Origin of the sequence: Lutispora sp. (assembly GCF_041687175.1) — a bacterium.
Classification (GTDB): Bacteria; Bacillota; Clostridia; order Lutisporales; family Lutisporaceae; genus Lutispora.
Window position 1 is genome coordinate 1 of the sequence record NZ_JAWLCK010000014.1, and the last position, 17,915, is coordinate 17,915.

Here is a 17,915-nt window from a genome sequence, read left to right on the forward strand (position 1 = left end):
CTTGACTATCCACAGTGCAGCAGTTTTAATCTTGCTTGCGGAATTTTGAGCTATTCTACGAATCTTAATGCTAATTTTTCATATTAACTTTACAAAGCCAAAATTTTTCTACTCACATTTTTAATTTACTATAAAGATATCACTAAGTCAAAACAAACAGTATAGGACATACACTTTACATTGATTTTATCCATATGGTTATACTAAATTAAAGTAATATTCATTGCTCTAATTGAAAAATTTATTGCTAACTAGAAGGAGGATTACTTGTGAGAATAAAAGCATTGTTTTTGATATTGATTTTAGCACTTTCATTGCTTGGGGGATGCGCAAACAATCAACCAAGCCCATCTCCTCCGGCTCAAACCGAAGAGCCAAATCCGTCAGATGCTACTCCGGATGCCGTAACAACAGCATCTATTGTAGATAATGCAGAAGACTTTGAAAAGGCAATAAGCAATACAGGTACTTGGATTATTTGTCTGACAAAAGATATATCCACTGATAAAGAACTGGTATTAGATGGAGAATTCAAGAATGGCAAAAAAGATGATGCAGGCAAGGATATAATACAAAGGAAAATAGCCCTTTATGCTCAAGATGCAAATAGAAATATAACAAACAGGTATACACTAACTGCACCAAAACTGACTATAAACAGTCCGGAAGCAAGTCTTCAGCATGGAACATTCAAAGGCGACCTTTATGTATCTGCAAAAAATTTCAAGCTGGTAGATACTACTGTTGATGGCAATGTTTACTTTACAAATGAAGATGCCCAATCTACATTCACTATGGATGAAGATAGTAAAATTACAGGTACTAAAGGGATGGCACAGTAACTTAAAAACAGCTAATCGGTTCAATGATAACGATTAGCTGTTTCTTAAGTACACATTTATTACTGTTCTTGGTTTTAGTAATAAACCCTATTATGTTTTCATATTCTTTAATCAAACACACTTTTCTTGAATATATTTATAGCCTCTATGGTCTTTTCAAGATTTTTAATAGTTGCATCGTATTTTAATGTGGCTAAATAAGTGAACAGTACATCTATTATAAACAGCTGTGCTAATCTTGAAGTTGTGGCTGCACTTCTTACTGGGGATTCCAAATCTATCGGTGTATATATGCAATATTTCCCCACCTTACTTAGTGTGTTTTTGCTATGATTTGTAATGCATATAGTTTCTAAATCTCTACTGTTAGCCAGTTCTATAAGCTTGATTATCTCTTTAGTTTCACCTGATGCTGATATACCTATTACCAAATCGTTTTTCTTTAAGTTTGCTATTGTAGTAGCGGTAAGATGTATATCTTCAAGAGCATAACAATTCTTATTTATTCTGAGAAATTTTTGTTGAGCATCCTTAGCAGCTAAAAATGAAGCTCCTATACCTGTTATCACAATTGTTTCTGCTTTATTTATTAAGTTCACACATTCAGCTAATGTATTTAGATCAAATAGATTATATGTCTCCTCTATTGATCTGATGGAATTATTTCTTATGCTCTGGGCAACGGACTGAATGGTATCCCCTTTTTTTATATCAATATTGTCTAAATCAATATTAGATACAGTATCACTATATATCCTAAGCTTCAACTCTTGATAGCTTTTTACATTTATAGACTTACATAATCTCATAACTGCAGAACCGCTTGTATTTGATTTCTCACCTAACTCTGCTACAGTCATATTTAATACATCTTCTGGATTGTTTAGAATATACAGCGCTACTTTTTTCTCTGATTCTGGTAAACGATTAATAATATTCTTAATAATAATAAGCACTCCTGATTTAGGTTCAAATTCCATATAGATTCCTCACTTGTCTAAAGTTTTAAGGCCTTCATAGCTTTCCTTAGATGACCATTGTTTAAGTCCAGTATTTCTTTTGCATTTTTTTTATCCAGTTCGCCTAGTATCATAAGCAGAGATAACTTACAGTTATAGTCAGTTTCCTCCAGGTATTTTACAGCTTTTTCTTTAGAAATACCAGTAACTTCCATTATAATATTCTGAGCCCGTTTAATCAACTTTTTGTTGGTAGCTTGAAGATCTACCATTAAATTCTCATAAACCTTTCCGTAGTTTATCATAATGCCTGTTGATATCATATTGAGCACCATTTTTTGTGCTGTACCAGCTTTCATACGAGTAGATCCAGTAATTACTTCAGGCCCTACAATTGGTGCAATTGTTATGTGGCATAGTTTGGATAACAATGTATCCGGATTATTGGTTAATCCTATAGTAAGTGCCCCAAGGCTTCTTGCATAATCTATAGCTCCAATAACATAAGGAGTGTTGCCGCTAGCTGTTATCCCAACCACAGAATCAATCTCCTTAAGATCTAAGCTGACCAAATCTTTTCTTCCATCCTCAATGTCGTCCTCTGCGCCTTCTATTGAAGAAGAAATTGCCTTTGGTCCCCCAGCAATAATACCTACAACCAAATCAGGATCGGTACCATATGTTGGTGGACATTCAGAAGCATCTAAAATCCCCAGTCTACCACTTGTACCTGAACCAACATATATAAGCCTTCCTCCATTTATTATTCTTTCTGTTATAGAATCCACTGCCTTAGCAATATTCTGTAATTCTTTTTCTACTGCCAAAGCTACTTTTTTATCTTCTTCATTCATCTTCCTTAACATTTCATAGGTTGTTATATTGTCAATATTCCTAGTGTTAGGATTTCTTTGTTCAGTAATCAACATATTAAGCATTAAGCCTCCTTAATATAAATGACAGGCTACTTTATGTTCATTGCCTATATCTTTTAAACTTGGTCTTGTTTCCTCACATATCTTCATTCTTTTGCTGCATCTAGTTTGAAATACACAGCCTGTGGGTGGGTTAATAGGTGATGGAACTTCTCCTTGTAAAATAATTCGCTTTTTTCTCTTTGTAGGATCAAGGGATGGAACTGATAATAATAATGCATCTGTATATGGATGCATAGGATTGTCAAATAACTCATCTGTTGTTCCTATCTCTATTATGTTTCCTAAGTACATTACTGCAACTCTAGAGCTGATACGCCTTACAACATTTAAATCATGAGATATAAAAATCATAGTCAGACCTAAATCTCTCTGTAAATCCATCAGCAAGTTCAATATCTGAGATTGTATTGATACATCCAGTGCGGATACAGGTTCATCAGCTATAACAAATTTAGGATATGTTATAATAGATCTTGCAATGCTGATTCTCTGCCTTTGTCCTCCACTGAATTGATGGGGATATCTGTTCAAATGCTGTTTAGCAAGTCCAACTTTATCAAGAATCCAATTAACTCTTTCAGAAACTTCTTTATCAGTAAGATTAAAATGATTTATCAAAGGTTCTGACAATAGTTTCTGTACAGTCATGCGGGGGTTTAAAGAGCTATAAGGATTCTGGAAAACAATTTGCATGTCTTTTCTCATCATTCTAAGCTGTTCTCTAGATAAAACTAAAATATCTTTATCATTGAAAATAACTTTTCCTTCAGTAGGTTCTATTAGTCTAAGTATGCTGCGACCAGTAGTAGATTTACCACATCCTGATTCTCCCACAAGCGCAAAGGTTTCTCCCTCTTGAACTTCAAAGCTGACTCCATCAACAGCTCGAACATAAGCTCGTATTTTATTAAAAACACCGCCTTTTATTGGGAAGTAGGTTTTTAAGTTTTCTACTGCCAGAATAGTCTTACTCATTTACGTCCCTCCCATCATAGAGCCAACATCTGCACTTATGTCCTTTTGAAACTTCTATCAAATCAGGTTCCTTAATACTGCATATTTTCATTGCAGAATCGCATCTTTCAACAAACTTACAACCACTGATTACTTCTCCAGCAATAGGGACTGTTCCAGGTATTGTATAAAGTGGTCTTGTTTTGTCTCCTAGAGATGTGACTGAGTTAATCAATCCCTTTGTATAAGGATGTTTTGTGTTATTAAACAACTCCTGGACATTGGTCTCTTCAACAATCTGTCCAGCATAGAATACAATTACATCTTCACATGTTTCGGCAATAACACCTAAATCATGGGTAATCATAATCACCGAAGTTTCATAGACATTTCTTAGCTCATTGATCAATTCGAGAATTTGCGCCTGAATAGTAACATCTAATGCAGTAGTAGGTTCATCTGCAATAAGGAGTTTAGGATTGCATATTAAAGCCATGGATATTACTATACGCTGAAGCATGCCCCCAGATAACTGATGAGGATAATTTTTCATCACTACTTCAGCCCTTGGTATTCCCACTTTCTTTAACATCTCTAACGCCTTATCCTTCATATCTTTTTTTTTCAAATCTGTGTGAAATTTCAAAACCTCTATAATCTGATACTCTATATTAAATATTGGATCCAATGCAGTCATAGGTTCTTGAAAAATCATTGATATTTCTTTTCCCCTTACCTTTTTCATATAAGATTTATCTACTCTAGCCAAATCGATAATTTTACTATCTTTTTCAAAGAGTATCTGCCCACGGGTTTGCTTCAAAGGGTAATCTAAAAGCTGCATAATGGATAAAGCGGTAATGCTTTTGCCGCAACCTGATTCACCAACAATGCCTAAACTCCCTCTTTTCTTTACATTGAAACTCACATTATCTACTAGAATTCTGGAGGATTTTTCACCTATAACATCTATACCAAGATTCTTTATTTCAAGAATATTGTCCATAGTCTATACTCCTTATAATTTAAATTTAGGGTCAAGTACATCTCTCAAACTATCTCCCATAATGTTAAATGACAAAATAGTTATTATTATAAAAGCTGATGGTGCAATTGCCAACCATGGTGCCAATTCCATATACTTCCTACTTTCACTTAGCATTGATCCCCAGGATGGATCTGGTGGTTGTATACCTAAACCCAAAAAACTCATAGAGGCTTCTGTAAGTATGGCTCCTGATAAAGCAAGTGTAGCCTGAACAGTAAAGGGAGCCAAAATATTAGGTAAAATATGTTTCAGTATGATTTGAATATCTCTCAATCCTATACTCCTTGCACTGGTGATGTACTCCATGGACTTTACAGAAATTACTGATGCTCTTACAGTTCTAGTAAATACAGGAGTATTAACTATACCAATAGCAATCATTGTATTGGTAAGACTTGGCCCTAAGACAGCCACTATAAAAAGGGCTAACAATATCGAAGGAAATGCAAAAAGCATGTCCATGATACTCATAATAACAGTTCCAATCTTACCCTCATAATACCCAGCCACAAGACCAAGGATTAAACCTGAAGTAGCAGAAATCCCTACCGAAATTAGCCCTACCCATAGAGATACCCTTGCACCATAAACTATTCTGCTGAACACATCTCGGCCAAACTCATCGGTTCCAAAGAAATATTCTGAATTAGGAGGACTAAGTTTAATTTTTGCATTCATTTCTGTAACATCATGATTTGCTATATAGGGTGATAAGAGTGCCATTATGATGATAATCAGCACTCCTATCATTCCAAGCCTTCCTACCCTATCCTTCAGTAAACCCATAAACACTTCCTTCAATGATTCCATATAATCACCTTCCCGCCTTGTATGTTATACGAGGATCAATATATGTGTATAGAATATCAACAGTCAGATTCACAATTACATATACGAAAGCAATAAATAATACACAACCTTGAACAACTGGAAAATCTCTCTGATTAATGCCTGTCAAAGTCATCAATCCTAAACCTGGAATGGAAAAAATCTGCTCAATTACAACCGCTCCACCGAGCAAGCTTCCAATCTGCATACCTATCAGAGTGATAATAGGTATTAATGCGTTTTTTAAGGAATGAACAAATAATACTACTTTCTCGGAAGCTCCTTTTGCCCTAATAGTTTTAATAAAATCCTGTCTTAGAGTTTCTAAAAGAGATGATCTTGTCATTCTCATTACTGATCCTGCCATGCTACTACCCAATATTATTGCGGGAAGGAACATAATTTCTAAGTTTCTTATGGGATCAACAGTTATGTCTACATATCCCACTGAGGGATAATAATTAAAACCCTTTGATAAAAGCAATATAGCTAAAGTAGCAAGGGCAAAGCTAGGCACAGATACACCAAGAAGTGATATAAATCTTACAAAACCATCAATAATCGAATTTCTCTTCATTGCAGAGAGAATACCTAAAGGTATTGCGATAATCCATGAGATAATTGCTGCCATAATGGTAAGCTGAAAAGTTATTTTGAACCTGCTCATTATCTCAGGAAATATATCTTTTCCAGTTCTGAAAGATGTGCCAAAATCCCCTCTTACTGCTTTACTTATCCAATTTATGTACTGTTTATATAAAGGTTGATCTAGACCTAATTTTTTTTCAAGTTGAGCCCTTAATTCAGGAGTTTCTTCTATTCCCAACATTCCTGAGATAACATCACCTGGTATAAATTGCATTATTAAAAAAATCATTAGGCTTATTCCTAGTAATATGGGTATAAGTAACATCAATCTTCTTATTATGTATGCTCTCATATAGCCACCTCTTTTTAATAAAGGGTTAGTATTTAACTAACCCTTTATTATCTTTTATTCGATTATAATTTCCTTAAAATCTTCTGCATTAAAAGTCCAAGGATTGAAGTTCTTAACTTCTTTTCTTACAAAATAGTACTCCATTGGCGATGCTATGAAAAGATTAGGGCAGTCATTAAGAATAAGCTTTTGTGCTTCTTTATATATTTTTTCCCTTTCGTCTTCGTCAACAGTTTTCTTTCCTAAATCACAAAGTTTATCCACGTCAGGATTTGAATAACCCCATACATTAGCAGAACCCTCGGTGGAGAAGAAGAATGCGACAGCCCTGTTAGGATCACTTCCTGCTCCATTTCTTCCTGCCATCATCTCGTGTTTTTTATTACTCCAAGCATCAATATATTGACCAGTTTCAAGATTCTGTATTTCTGCTTTTATACCTATTGCTTCTAATTGTTTTTGAATAATCTCTCCTGTTGACCTGATATCATCCAATAATCCTACAGCTATAGTTGTTTCGAAGCCATTTGGATAGCCTGCTTCAGCCATTAGCTGTTTAGCTTTTTCAATATTTTGCTTGTATAAATCCTCGCTTGCATAATCAATAGCCCATCTTCCCATAGCTGAAGGTACAAATCCTGAAACCTCTGCCTCACCGTCATAGGTCATATCAATTATTTCTTGTCTGTTAATAGCATAGCTTATAGCTTGTCTTACGCGTGGATCCTTAAATTTGTCCAGGGTAAGATTAAAACCTAAGTAAGTGTAATCATTAGATTGATAGCTTTTTATTACAATATCTTCATTTCCTTCAACTAATGGCTTGGAAGCGGCTGGTAGTTTTACAAGATGAACATTTCCTGTTCTTAAAGCTGCTATTCTTGACGCTTCATCTGTCATTACATAGTATTCAATGGCGTCCAATGTTGGTTTGCCTTCTTCAAAATAATCTTCATTTTTTACTAATACAATTCTATTATCTGGTATCCATTCTTTCAGTTTGAAAGGACCAGTTCCACATGCAACTTGCATAAGATTCCCATTCTCTTCAACAACTTCCTTTGGCACAATTGCACCATAAAGGCTTGTTAAGTTTGTTAAAAATGGAGCAAAAGGTTCCTTAAGAGTAAACTTGACCTCATAATCTCCCAAAACTTCAATAGATTCAATCATATTATAATAGGATTGGCCTATTGCTGCTGTTGCAGGATCAAGAACACGTTCAAAGGAATATTTAACATCATCTGCCACCATTTCCCTGCCATTATGGAATTTAACTCCCTTTCTAAGCTTAAAAATATAAGTCACATCGTTAGGCTGCTCCCAAGACTCAGCCAGCTCCGGAATAAAGTTCATATCGTCATCGACATCTATTAAAGCATTATATATCTGACCGAAAATTCTGATTGCAGCTGTTGCCGAAATAGTATGTGGATCAAGACCTGAAGGCTCTGCATCTGTACCATATTTAAGGACTTGTTCTACCTTTGGTTTTTCCTCATGTTGTTCAGCACCTAAGTTATCTGCATTTTCAGTAGGCTCCTTAGCACATGCTGAAAAGATCAAACTAAGAATTAGAATAGTAGATATAACTAACAATAATTTCTTTCTCATTGATTTGCCCTCCTCAAATTTCTTAAAACACAGTTATGCATATCTCTTCTAAACTGATTGAGATTGGTATTTCTCCAGTCACCCATGAGTCTGTTGGTAAAAATAACTGCAGCTATGTGATTTCTTCTGCTTATCCATATTGAAGTTCCTGTAAATCCGCTATGACCACACCCTTCAGGATAGACATCGCTTAATTGCCAACCTAATCCTCTTCCTTCTCCATAATCATCCATAGATTTAATCAACAACTCATCCTGTGTGGTCAAATAAGCTTTCCCAATTTCCGAATAAGAATTTACATCGGCAAAAATACCTGCATGTCCAGCTACACCGCCAAAAAAATAATGAGAGTTACCATCATTGACTTCCCCTATCAACTCCTTTTTATTACTTCTCCAACCATCAAAATTGATGTTTCTGTCTAGACACATCTTCTCTTCTATAATGTTTCCCATTGAGCTAGGTGCAATATTTGTCTTGCGTCTGGGTTTGTAACAAATGTTTTCAATTTTTAAAGGAATTTTTATGTAGTTTTTTAATGCATCTTCCAAATCCATTTTGGTAATTTCTTTGATTACTTCCCCCAAAATCATAAAATTTATATCGCTGTACAGAGTCCCCTCAACTTTATCATACTTCCCTACAACTATATTAAGTACTTCTACAAAACTACCTTTCTCTGAATAGAATGGGTACCAATCTATTAGTCCAGAGCGATGTGTCAAAAGCTGCTCTATGGTGACGCTTCTTATTTTTTTAAGTTTTTCATATGCGGCAAAGCTTTCAAAAATATCCCCTATTGTGCTATCCAAGTAAAGCTTTTCCTCATTGATCAGATTAAGTATAATGGTAGAAGTTACAATTTTTGTTAGCGATGCTACATCAAACATGGTATCAATATTGGCATCTCCAATGGATTTCTCATATAATACATTATTTTCATCAAATATCTTAATGACCGCTGAGGGAAAATAATCTTTTTCATAGTAGTACTTAACTACCGAATCAATTTCCTTTTCTAAACTCAAAAAACCACCCCTAGCAAATCATGATTGCATTAATAATACCAAAATGCTTTATATAATTATCGGCTTGGAATTACAAGTTTACCCATGATTACTTCTCTATTAGCACCAGTTGCACCTGGTATATTATTTGTCTTTCCAAATAGAAACTGGTTTCCTAATACAGCAAAAGCAACAGCTTCTTTAGCATCAGCTGGCAATCCAAGTTCATCCATATTATAGACATCCAATCCAGAATACTTTTCCAGCAGATTAACTACCATTTTGTTATGAGCTCCTCCACCACCAATATAAATTTCATTAATCCATGTTACGGGCTTTACATATCTATCTATCTGATGACAAACAGTCTTTGCTGTATAAGCAGTTATAGTTGCAAGGATATCTTCATTTCTAAGATTCCTTTTTAACCCATTATTATATAACTGCATTGCATATTCTTTATTATAATACTCTCTTCCAGTGCTTTTCGGTGGATTGACATATAAGTATCTATCACTAGCAATAATTTCATCTAACCATTTCTCATCAATGCTACCTGTCATAGCAATCTCACTGTTTAAATCAAAGTCTAGCTCACCATTTGTAATAATTTTTGTTATTGCATCAATAAGCAAATTTGCAGGACCAGTATCAAATGCAAAAACATCCTCGCTTGAGCAACCTTTTGGTAGAACAGTAATATTGGCTATGCCTCCTAGATTGAGCATGATTCTTCCTTTTTCATTATTAGAAAATAGAATGTAGTCTACGAAGGGTACCAAAGGGGCTCCTTGACCACCGTAAGCCATATCTGAAGGTCTGAAATCACCTACTGTTATACAGCCAGTCTTTCCAGCAATATTAGCCAGTTCACCTATTTGAAATGTACTCCCTTTGTGAGGCATGTGGTATATTGTTTGGCCATGAGAACTTATGAAATCAATATCTTCTGTGCTTATGCCTGCTTTTTTGCACACACTAATGGCTGCATCAGCAAACTTGTTTCCTAAGTATGTATTCATGAAGCATATATCTTCCAATGTGGCAGTTTCATTACTGCATATCTTTTCAAGCTTTTTCCTTTCAACTACAGAATAGTCTACTGTAATAAACTCTATAAGTTTAAATTTAGTTTCCCTGCCAACTCCCTCAATTTCAACTATACAGGAATCAATTCCATCCAGGGATGTACCTGACATCAATCCAATAGCTATTCTTGATTTTTTATTGATTATATCATCCAATAATTTTCTCATAATTTAAACCCTCAATAAAATTGAAATAATATTTCAATTTTATTCTATATTCTTTGAATTGTTATGTCAATATCTGTTGGTTCCATAATTTTTAATTAAAATCAATAACAACATTTACTAATATAATGCTTAATAGAAAAAGCGATTGGCTTTTTACCAACCGCTTTTGTAGATTTATATTTATTTTTTCATGCCAGTATAAATCAATATGGCATCTCTTAAAAACTCTGCTGTACCTGGCTGCTTATCATCATAGTAGGCTTTGAATCTTTCATCATCTACATACATCTGGGCTAACCCAGCGTGGGCTTCCTTGCTGTATTGACTCCAGTAAAAAGTTAACCACTGTTTATGAAGATCAGCGGCTTTTTGAGCCAATTCTCCAGCCGGATCACCAGTTTTAAAGGCTTCAGCCAGTGTATCCCTGAATTCCTTTTCCAGCTTTACAGCTTTATCATATTCTTCCTGAGTCATATTCATCAGCTTTTTATTTGACTCATCTACAGCCTCATTGCCATACTTTTCCCTAGCTTCATTGCCATATTTTTTCTCGTTTTCTTCTATCATCTTTTTCTTAAAACCTTCAAATTTCTCTTTATCACTCATAATAATCCTCCCTTCCATAAAGGCAATGGTTTTTTCTACATTTTCAATCAGCCTGTCTATTTGTTGTCTTTTTTCAAGGAGCTTTTCCCTATGGTCTCTAAGTGCATCAGCTTCGTTAAAAGCAGGCGAACTGAGTATTCTTTTTATATTATCCAAGCTCATATCCATTTCTCTGTAGAACATTATTTGCTGAAGTCTGTCAACTTCTTTCTGACCATATATGCGATATCCTGATGAATTGATTCTTGCCGGCTTAAGAATCCCTATTTCATCATAATATCTTAAAGTTCTGGTGCTTACACCTGCCAATTTAGCCAGCTTTTGCACAGTGTATTCCATGTCATTGCCTCCTTTCAATAACAATATACACCTTTACGTTACGTCAATGTCAACAACTATTTAAATATTTTTTCTACTGTATTTCTCCCTGAAACTTCTTCAACAACATCTAAGAAATCTGTAATATGGGCATTTTTCAACTTATATCGTTGGTAATAGGTCCGTATTATTCTAAAGAAATTTTCGTCGCCTACAGCATTTCTTAATCTATGCAAGACTAAAGCACCTTTTTTATATATGACATCATTATATTCCTTCCAGCTTGTAAAGTTCATGACTGATGCCTCTATAGGATGATCTGTAGATTCGAGACTCTCATAATTCTTCATTAATGAATTTATTCTATAATCATTCCCTAGTCTATGTGCAAGATAAAGCTGAGTAGAGTAATTTGCAAATCCTTCATCAAGCCAAGGTGAACTATGTTCATCATTTCCTACCGTCACATACCACCACTGATGGGCCCCCTCATGAGCTATTACACTTATTAATTTATCTATATCTTTATAATGACTTTGTCCTAAAGCTATAAGTTGGGGATATTCCATTCCTCCTCCTGTCAAATAGGTTTCTACTATTGAAAATTCCTTATAAGGATAGTCTCCGAATACTTTATTGAAATAAGCAATAACATCTGCTCCGATTTCATCGGCTTTTTGCCCCAACTCTTTGTTTTTCTCAGTATAATAGTTTTTAATTATTACTCCATCAACGTCAAACTCCTCAAGGATAAAGCTTGGGCTGCTCACCCAGACGAAATCCCTGACCTTTTCTGCCTCTATCTCTATTATTTTATAACCATCCTCATCGCTTTCCCTTTCAGAAACTATTCTACCTGTAGAAGCAATTGTCTCATCAGCAGGAAGCTTTATCACAACCTTGTAGTCGGCAATATCACTGTAATTGGACTCACCAATGTTATGATAATTCCTTATCTGCCATCTACCCTCTTCCTGGGCAGCCAGTATTGGATACCAATAAGTAAGCTGTGTTATATCTTTATATTGTCCAAATCTGGTTGTGCTTACTGGAACCTTCACTAAAAACTCTATTTCAATTTCTACACTGTGATTTTCTTTGATAGGATTATCCAATGGAATGTCTATATAAAAATCATCATAACCTTCAATAGTTTCTTTTCCTAGTTCCATATCTTCTATTTTCACACTTGTTAACTTAATAAATCCTGGATCAAAGCCTTGGGGATAGCATTTCTCTGGTGAGCCTATAGCAGGAACTGTACTTAGGTTTCTATATAGATTGGGATACAGATATAATACTATGTTCTTAACGGGAACACCTTGATTATTCACATAAGTAATATTCTCTTTGCATTTTAATATATTATAATCTTTTTGATATTCCACAGAAATATTGTATGCATTATTGAAATGCTCCTTTTCTTCTATAGCTGGTACTGTCTGAGGCAATACCATACTGCAACCTGTGAGAAGGCTAAAAGCGACAATTAACTGTATTAATATCAATTTTATCATTCTTCTATCACTCCCTGGCTTATTTAAAAGTTAAATCTTTATAATCATTTTCTCATTTCTAATCTATACTGTATATCTATTTTATCTATGAAAAAAAGAGATAGATTTATACTTCCTATGGGCTATTAGAAATTTGATTAATTTATCAACATTAATCAGCAAATAGTTATAAAAATATCAATTGTTGAATTCCCATAGATTTACTTGTATAATTATAACAAGCGATTTTGCAATAAGTAAATAACAGCCCAGATGATAATGACGAGAGATATCATAATTGATAGCCGAAGGAGCAATTATATCAATAAGCCATATTAATATATACACTCTCAGGCAAAAGGATCGTCATTGGATGGACCTCTGAAGAGTCCGTATATAAGCGGCGCCGTAGGGGAAATACACTGTGGGTGTAGAAGCTCTCAGGTAAAAAGACAGAGGGATATAATGGCATATATAATTGTGTGCTATTATATCCTTTTATATTTTGTACAGATTACAAATATACATATATTAAGTTTTGTGATTAATACTAAAACAAATAATAAAAAGGAGGATTTTTACTATGAGTGAACCTAAAAAAACTGCCCTTTACAATGCCCATGTAAGATATGGTGGAAAAATCGTTGACTATTCAGGTTGGGCTTTACCAGTACAATATGAAGGTTTGACAACAGAACATGAAGCTGTGAGAAATAATGCCGGACTGTTTGATGTATCTCATATGGGAGAAGTTGAAGTCAAAGGCAGCCAAGCAACAGATTATGTGCAAAATTTGGTTACAAACGACATATCAGCTATGAATGAACATCAAATAATCTATTCACTTATGTGCTACCCAAATGGAGGCATAGTAGATGACCTTTTAGTCTATAAATATACAAATGATTATTACATGCTTGTAATAAATGCAGCTAATACTGATAAGGACATTCAATGGATGAAGGACAATGTGGGAAGCTATGATGTAGAAATCAATAATATCTCACCTAATGTATCAGAAGTAGCTTTGCAAGGTCCTAAGGCAGAAGAAATATTACAGCAGCTCACAGATACTGATTTATCAGAAATTCCATTTTTCTATTTTAAGGAAGATGTTAATATTTCAGGTAAAAAGTGCCTTGTTTCCAGGACTGGGTATACTGGAGAAGATGGATTCGAAATATATATGGAACATGAAGATGCAGAATATCTATGGGATAAAATATTAGAGGCAGGAAAAGATAAAGGCATCAAACCTGCAGGTTTGGGCTGTAGAGATACTCTAAGATTTGAAGCAAATCTACCCCTTTATGGAAACGAGCTTTCGCCCGAAATCACTCCCTTAGAGGCTGGACTTGGTTTCTTTGTAAAGCTGAATAAACCTAATTTCATAGGTAAAGAGGCTCTTGAAAAACAGAAGGCTGAGGGTTTGAAGAGAAAGGTTGTCGGTTTTGAGATGATTGAGCCTGGTATCCCGAGACATGGATATGATGTATTAGCCTATGGCAAAGTCATAGGATTTGTAACCACAGGATATAATTCACCAACTTTAAAGAAAAATATCGGCTTTGCAATGGTTGATATAAAGTATTCGGAGCTTGATACAACAATCGAAATTCAAATCAGAAAGAGAACAGCAAAGGCTAAAGTAGTAAGCAGAAAGTTTTATACAAAAAACTATAAGAAAGGCTTATAAAGGAAACATTTATAACTATCACGGAAGCCTTTCTTGAAACCCATTACGGAAAGTAAACATTAAGGTAGAATTATACTTTACTATGGGTTATTAAAAATAAATAAATAAAAATATCATAATAGGAGGAAGAAAAAATGGAAGTAAAAAATGATTTATTCTATTCAAATGACCACGAATGGGTAAGAGTTGAAGGAGAAAAAGCTTATATAGGTATTACAGATTATGCTCAACATTCTTTGGGTGAGATAGTGTACGTGGAACTGCCAGAGGTTGGCGACGAATTTGCTGCAGGAGATGTTTTTAGTGTCATTGAATCAGTAAAGGCAGCTTCCGACTCATATCTGCCTGTTTCAGGAAAAATAGTTGAAGTTAATGAAGAATTATCTGATTCACCACAATTGGTTAATGAAGATCCTTATGGAAGTTGGATAGTAGTTGTTGAAATGTCCGACAAATCAGAGCTTGATGATCTGATGAATGCTCAGGAGTATGAGGAATTCTGCAGTAAGGAGGATTAATATGCATAGGTATATACCAAATACCGAAGCTGACAAAGGATTGATGCTTGATAGTATAGGAGCTCAATCTATAGATGATTTATTTGCAGACATACCAAAGAACCTTAGGCTAAATAGAGAACTTGATTTGCCTGAACCTATGTCTGAGATGGAGTTGTCAGCCCATATGAAAGGTTTAAGCAGTAAAAATAAAAATACTGAGGATCTGGTATGCTTTTTAGGGGCAGGGGCTTATGACCACTATATCCCCTCCATTGTAAAACATCTGGCAATGAGATCAGAATTTTACACTGCATATACTCCCTATCAACCTGAAATAAGCCAGGGAACATTACAAGCCATATTTGAATATCAAACCATGATATGTAATCTGACAGGCATGGAAGTGTCAAATGCTTCCATGTATGATGGAGCAACCGCCTGTGTAGAAGCTGCTATGATGGCTGTGGAGAGTGCCAGGAGAAGTTCAATAATTGTTTCATCAACAGTACATCCAGAGGTTAGGAAAGTTATAAGAAGCTATATGAAATTTAGGGATGTAAAAGTAATTGAAGTAGATATGGCAGATGGTGCAACAGATTTGGAAAAACTGAAATCTCTTATAGATAAAGATACAGCAGGAGTTATAATACAGAGTCCCAATTTCTTCGGCATAATTGAAGACCTTACCGAAGTAGAAAAAATAACTCATCAGAATAAGTCTTTGCTCATCAATTATGTTGACCCCATATCTCTTGGAATTTTGAAAAGTCCATCCGAGTATGGTGTTGATATTGTCGTTGGAGAAGGCCAATCCTTAGGGAATAGTTTGAATTTCGGTGGGCCCTACTTAGGCTTTATGGCTACTACTTCAAAGCTAATGCGCAAGATGCCTGGCAGAATAGTAGGACAATCCAATGATGTAGATGGGAAAAGAGCTTTTGTCCTTACACTACAAGCAAGAGAACAGCATATACGCAGATATAAGGCAACATCTAACATATGCTCCAACCAGGGCTTAAACGCTCTGATGGCTGCAATTTACATGACGACACTAGGCAAAAAAGGATTAAAAGAAGTTGCTCACCAAAGCACCCTAAAGGCTCATTATGCTTTTAGTAAGCTCACAGAAAGCGGTAAATTTAAACCATTGTTTAACAAACCTTTCTTCAAGGAGTTTGCAATAACCAGTTCAGTTGAAAGCAGTAAAATCAATAAACAATTGTTGGAACATAACATTCTAGGCGGTTACGAACTGGAAAAGGATTACCCTGAGTTGAAAAATGGTCTATTGCTTTGTGTCACTGAAAAGAGAACAAAGGAACAAATCGATAAGCTTGCTCAAGTAATGGAGGTGATATGATGAAGGACTATAACAAATTGATCTTTGAAGTTTCCAAAGAAGGCAGAAAAGCTTACAGCTTACCTCCTTGTGATGTTGAAGAAAAGGAACTTAACAGTTTGATTCCTGATTCTCTCCTTAGAGACGATGAAATTGATTTGCCAGAGGTTAGTGAAATCGATGTGGTAAGACACTACACAAATATATCAAACAAAAACTACGGTGTGGACACAGGTTTCTATCCATTAGGTTCCTGTACCATGAAATATAATCCAAAAATTAATGAAGACATGGCTGCTCTAGGCGGATTTGCCAACCTCCATCCATATCAGCCTGAAGAAACGGTTCAGGGAGCTTTGGAGCTCATGTACCAACTTGATAGAATGCTCGCTGAAATAACAGGTATGGAAAGAGTTACATTGCAGCCTGCAGCCGGGGCTCACGGTGAATTGACTGGCCTGATGATAATGAAAGCATATCATGAGAGCAGAGGAGATAAAAAAAGAAATAAGATAATAGTTCCTGATTCTGCTCACGGTACCAATCCAGCCAGTGCTGCAGTAGCTGGCTTTGAAATAATTGAAATAGAATCTGATAAAAATGGAGCCGTAGATCTGGAAAAACTTAAAGAAGTTCTAAGCGATGAAATAGCAGGGTTAATGCTTACAAATCCAAGCACTTTAGGACTTTTTGAGCAAAACATTAAAGAAATAGCCGATCTTGTTCATGAAGCAGGAGGCTTATTGTACTATGATGGTGCTAATGCTAATGCCATAATGGGTATTGTAAGACCAGGGGATATGGGATTCGATGTAATTCACCTCAATCTCCATAAGACCTTTTCAACACCCCACGGTGGCGGTGGTCCAGGAAGCGGTCCTGTAGGTGTGAGAAAAGATTTGGTTAAATTCTTGCCTGTTCCAATGATAGAAAAAAAGGATGACAGATTTGTACTTGACTATGACAGACCTGATTCAATAGGAAAAGTAAAAAGCTTCTACGGCCATTTCGGCGTAGCTATTAAAGCATATGCATATATACTATCAATGGGAGCAGCAGGATTAAAGGAAGTAAGTCAAAAGGCTGTGCTTAATGCAAACTATATAATGAACAAATTAAAAAAACATTACTATCTGCCAATTGACCAAGTATGCAAACATGAATTCGTATTAGGCGGATTAAAAGAAGATGAGAATCATATATCCACTTTGGATATTGCAAAACGACTTCTTGACTATGGTTATCATCCACCGACAGTATATTTCCCTCTCATTGTAAGTGAAGCCATTATGATAGAACCTACGGAAACTGAGAGCATAGAAACTCTTGATGGATTCATCGACACAATGATAAAAATTGCTCAAGAAGCAAAGGAAAACCCGGAGATGCTAAAGACTGCTCCTCATAATACTCCAGTAAGGAGAATAGATGAAGCAAAAGCAGCAAGAAACCTTGTTTTAAAATGGGATAAGAATAAACAATAGAATTGGAGGATGAAATATGTTATTTGCTCATGACGATAATATTGAAGCTGCATTCAAAAACAGTATTTCTCAATCCCTCGACGAAAGAAC

At 35.2% G+C, this 17,915-nt stretch carries 16 protein-coding genes and 1 riboswitch; of the genes, 5 read left to right on the forward strand and 11 right to left on the reverse strand.

What is annotated here, in order from left to right; translation table 11 throughout:
• The first annotated feature begins 269 nt into the window (after positions 1-269).
• Positions 270-842 carry a hypothetical protein gene (locus ACESM9_RS03960; RefSeq protein WP_372995502.1) on the forward strand — a complete coding sequence of 191 codons (573 nt, stop codon included), beginning with the start codon at positions 270-272 and terminating at the stop codon, positions 840-842.
• 107 nt (positions 843-949) lie between these two features.
• On the opposite strand, the gene ACESM9_RS03965 is transcribed toward ACESM9_RS03960, so the two are convergent.
• The 11 genes from ACESM9_RS03965 to ACESM9_RS04015 all read right to left on the reverse strand — a co-directional run bounded on the left by ACESM9_RS03965 (position 950) and on the right by ACESM9_RS04015 (position 12,827).
• The gene (locus ACESM9_RS03965; RefSeq protein ID WP_372995504.1) at positions 950-1,822 is read right to left on the reverse strand and encodes a MurR/RpiR family transcriptional regulator; all 873 of its coding nucleotides are present in this window, start codon (positions 1,820-1,822) and stop codon (positions 950-952) included.
• Positions 1,823-1,839: 17 nt separating this feature from the next.
• Complete coding sequence (gene murQ / locus ACESM9_RS03970; RefSeq protein ID WP_372995506.1) at positions 1,840-2,739, reverse strand: N-acetylmuramic acid 6-phosphate etherase; 900 nt, start codon at positions 2,737-2,739, stop codon at positions 1,840-1,842.
• A gap of 9 nt (positions 2,740-2,748) precedes the next feature.
• On the reverse strand, positions 2,749-3,714 hold the full coding sequence (locus ACESM9_RS03975; protein ID WP_372995508.1) for an ABC transporter ATP-binding protein: 966 nt from the start codon (positions 3,712-3,714) through the stop codon (positions 2,749-2,751).
• Complete coding sequence (locus tag ACESM9_RS03980) at positions 3,707-4,699, reverse strand: ABC transporter ATP-binding protein (protein ID WP_372995510.1); 993 nt, start codon at positions 4,697-4,699, stop codon at positions 3,707-3,709. Before ACESM9_RS03980 ends, ACESM9_RS03975 begins: the two co-directional genes overlap by 8 nt.
• A gap of 12 nt (positions 4,700-4,711) precedes the next feature.
• A complete protein-coding gene (locus ACESM9_RS03985) occupies positions 4,712-5,551 on the reverse strand; it encodes an ABC transporter permease (RefSeq protein ID WP_372995512.1) in 840 nt (279 codons plus the stop codon).
• Between the two features lie 4 nt (positions 5,552-5,555).
• Positions 5,556-6,509, reverse strand: a complete 954-nt coding sequence (locus ACESM9_RS03990) for an ABC transporter permease (RefSeq protein ID WP_372995514.1) — start codon at positions 6,507-6,509, stop codon at positions 5,556-5,558.
• A gap of 54 nt (positions 6,510-6,563) precedes the next feature.
• Positions 6,564-8,123, reverse strand: a complete 1,560-nt coding sequence (locus ACESM9_RS03995) for an ABC transporter substrate-binding protein (protein ID WP_372995516.1) — start codon at positions 8,121-8,123, stop codon at positions 6,564-6,566.
• Complete coding sequence (locus ACESM9_RS04000; protein ID WP_372995518.1) at positions 8,120-9,151, reverse strand: serine hydrolase domain-containing protein; 1,032 nt, start codon at positions 9,149-9,151, stop codon at positions 8,120-8,122. Before ACESM9_RS04000 ends, ACESM9_RS03995 begins: the two co-directional genes overlap by 4 nt.
• A 56-nt stretch (positions 9,152-9,207) precedes the next feature.
• A complete protein-coding gene (locus ACESM9_RS04005) occupies positions 9,208-10,386 on the reverse strand; it encodes an anhydro-N-acetylmuramic acid kinase (RefSeq protein ID WP_372995520.1) in 1,179 nt (392 codons plus the stop codon).
• A gap of 180 nt (positions 10,387-10,566) precedes the next feature.
• Positions 10,567-11,331, reverse strand: a complete 765-nt coding sequence (locus ACESM9_RS04010) for a MerR family transcriptional regulator (protein ID WP_372995522.1) — start codon at positions 11,329-11,331, stop codon at positions 10,567-10,569.
• A gap of 56 nt (positions 11,332-11,387) precedes the next feature.
• Positions 11,388-12,827 (reverse strand): M1 family metallopeptidase, encoded by a 1,440-nt coding sequence (locus ACESM9_RS04015; RefSeq protein ID WP_372995524.1) that lies wholly within the window; start codon positions 12,825-12,827, stop codon positions 11,388-11,390.
• 350 nt (positions 12,828-13,177) lie between these two features.
• Positions 13,178-13,272, forward strand: a riboswitch (glycine riboswitch).
• Positions 13,273-13,389: 117 nt separating this feature from the next.
• Between ACESM9_RS04015 and gcvT the strand changes: the two genes are divergently transcribed.
• The 4 genes from gcvT to gcvPB all read left to right on the forward strand — a co-directional run bounded on the left by gcvT (position 13,390) and on the right by gcvPB (position 17,825).
• Positions 13,390-14,502, forward strand: a complete 1,113-nt coding sequence (gene gcvT / locus ACESM9_RS04020) for a glycine cleavage system aminomethyltransferase GcvT (RefSeq protein WP_372995526.1) — start codon at positions 13,390-13,392, stop codon at positions 14,500-14,502.
• Positions 14,503-14,636: 134 nt separating this feature from the next.
• Entirely contained in the window at positions 14,637-15,020 is a 384-nt protein-coding gene (gene gcvH, locus ACESM9_RS04025) for a glycine cleavage system protein GcvH (protein WP_372995528.1), read from the forward strand.
• 1 nt (position 15,021) lies between these two features.
• A complete protein-coding gene (gene gcvPA / locus ACESM9_RS04030; RefSeq protein WP_372995530.1) occupies positions 15,022-16,362 on the forward strand; it encodes an aminomethyl-transferring glycine dehydrogenase subunit GcvPA in 1,341 nt (446 codons plus the stop codon).
• Positions 16,359-17,825: an aminomethyl-transferring glycine dehydrogenase subunit GcvPB gene (gcvPB, locus tag ACESM9_RS04035; RefSeq protein WP_372995532.1), complete on the forward strand. Its 1,467-nt coding sequence runs from the start codon at positions 16,359-16,361 to the stop codon at positions 17,823-17,825. The genes gcvPA and gcvPB overlap by 4 nt, the downstream gene beginning before the upstream one ends.
• Positions 17,826-17,915 lie beyond the last annotated feature (90 nt).

Bases quoted from the DNA above. Each gene is read 5' to 3' on its own strand.
- ACESM9_RS03965 (WP_372995504.1), bottom strand. From the start codon at position 1,822: ATGGAATTTGAACCTAAATCAGGAGTGCTTATTATTATTAAGAATATT.
- murQ (WP_372995506.1), bottom strand. From the start codon at position 2,739: ATGCTTAATATGTTGATTACTGAACAAAGAAATCCTAACACTAGGAAT.
- ACESM9_RS03975 (WP_372995508.1), bottom strand. From the start codon at position 3,714: ATGAGTAAGACTATTCTGGCAGTAGAAAACTTAAAAACCTACTTCCCA.
- ACESM9_RS03980 (WP_372995510.1), bottom strand. From the start codon at position 4,699: ATGGACAATATTCTTGAAATAAAGAATCTTGGTATAGATGTTATAGGT.
- ACESM9_RS03985 (WP_372995512.1), bottom strand. From the start codon at position 5,551: ATGGAATCATTGAAGGAAGTGTTTATGGGTTTACTGAAGGATAGGGTA.
- ACESM9_RS03990 (WP_372995514.1), bottom strand. From the start codon at position 6,509: ATGAGAGCATACATAATAAGAAGATTGATGTTACTTATACCCATATTA.
- ACESM9_RS03995 (WP_372995516.1), bottom strand. From the start codon at position 8,123: ATGAGAAAGAAATTATTGTTAGTTATATCTACTATTCTAATTCTTAGT.
- ACESM9_RS04005 (WP_372995520.1), bottom strand. From the start codon at position 10,386: ATGAGAAAATTATTGGATGATATAATCAATAAAAAATCAAGAATAGCT.
- ACESM9_RS04010 (WP_372995522.1), bottom strand. From the start codon at position 11,331: ATGGAATACACTGTGCAAAAGCTGGCTAAATTGGCAGGTGTAAGCACC.
- ACESM9_RS04015 (WP_372995524.1), bottom strand. From the start codon at position 12,827: ATGATAAAATTGATATTAATACAGTTAATTGTCGCTTTTAGCCTTCTC.
- gcvT (WP_372995526.1), top strand. From the start codon at position 13,390: ATGAGTGAACCTAAAAAAACTGCCCTTTACAATGCCCATGTAAGATAT.
- gcvH (WP_372995528.1), top strand. From the start codon at position 14,637: ATGGAAGTAAAAAATGATTTATTCTATTCAAATGACCACGAATGGGTA.
- gcvPA (WP_372995530.1), top strand. From the start codon at position 15,022: ATGCATAGGTATATACCAAATACCGAAGCTGACAAAGGATTGATGCTT.
- gcvPB (WP_372995532.1), top strand. From the start codon at position 16,359: ATGATGAAGGACTATAACAAATTGATCTTTGAAGTTTCCAAAGAAGGC.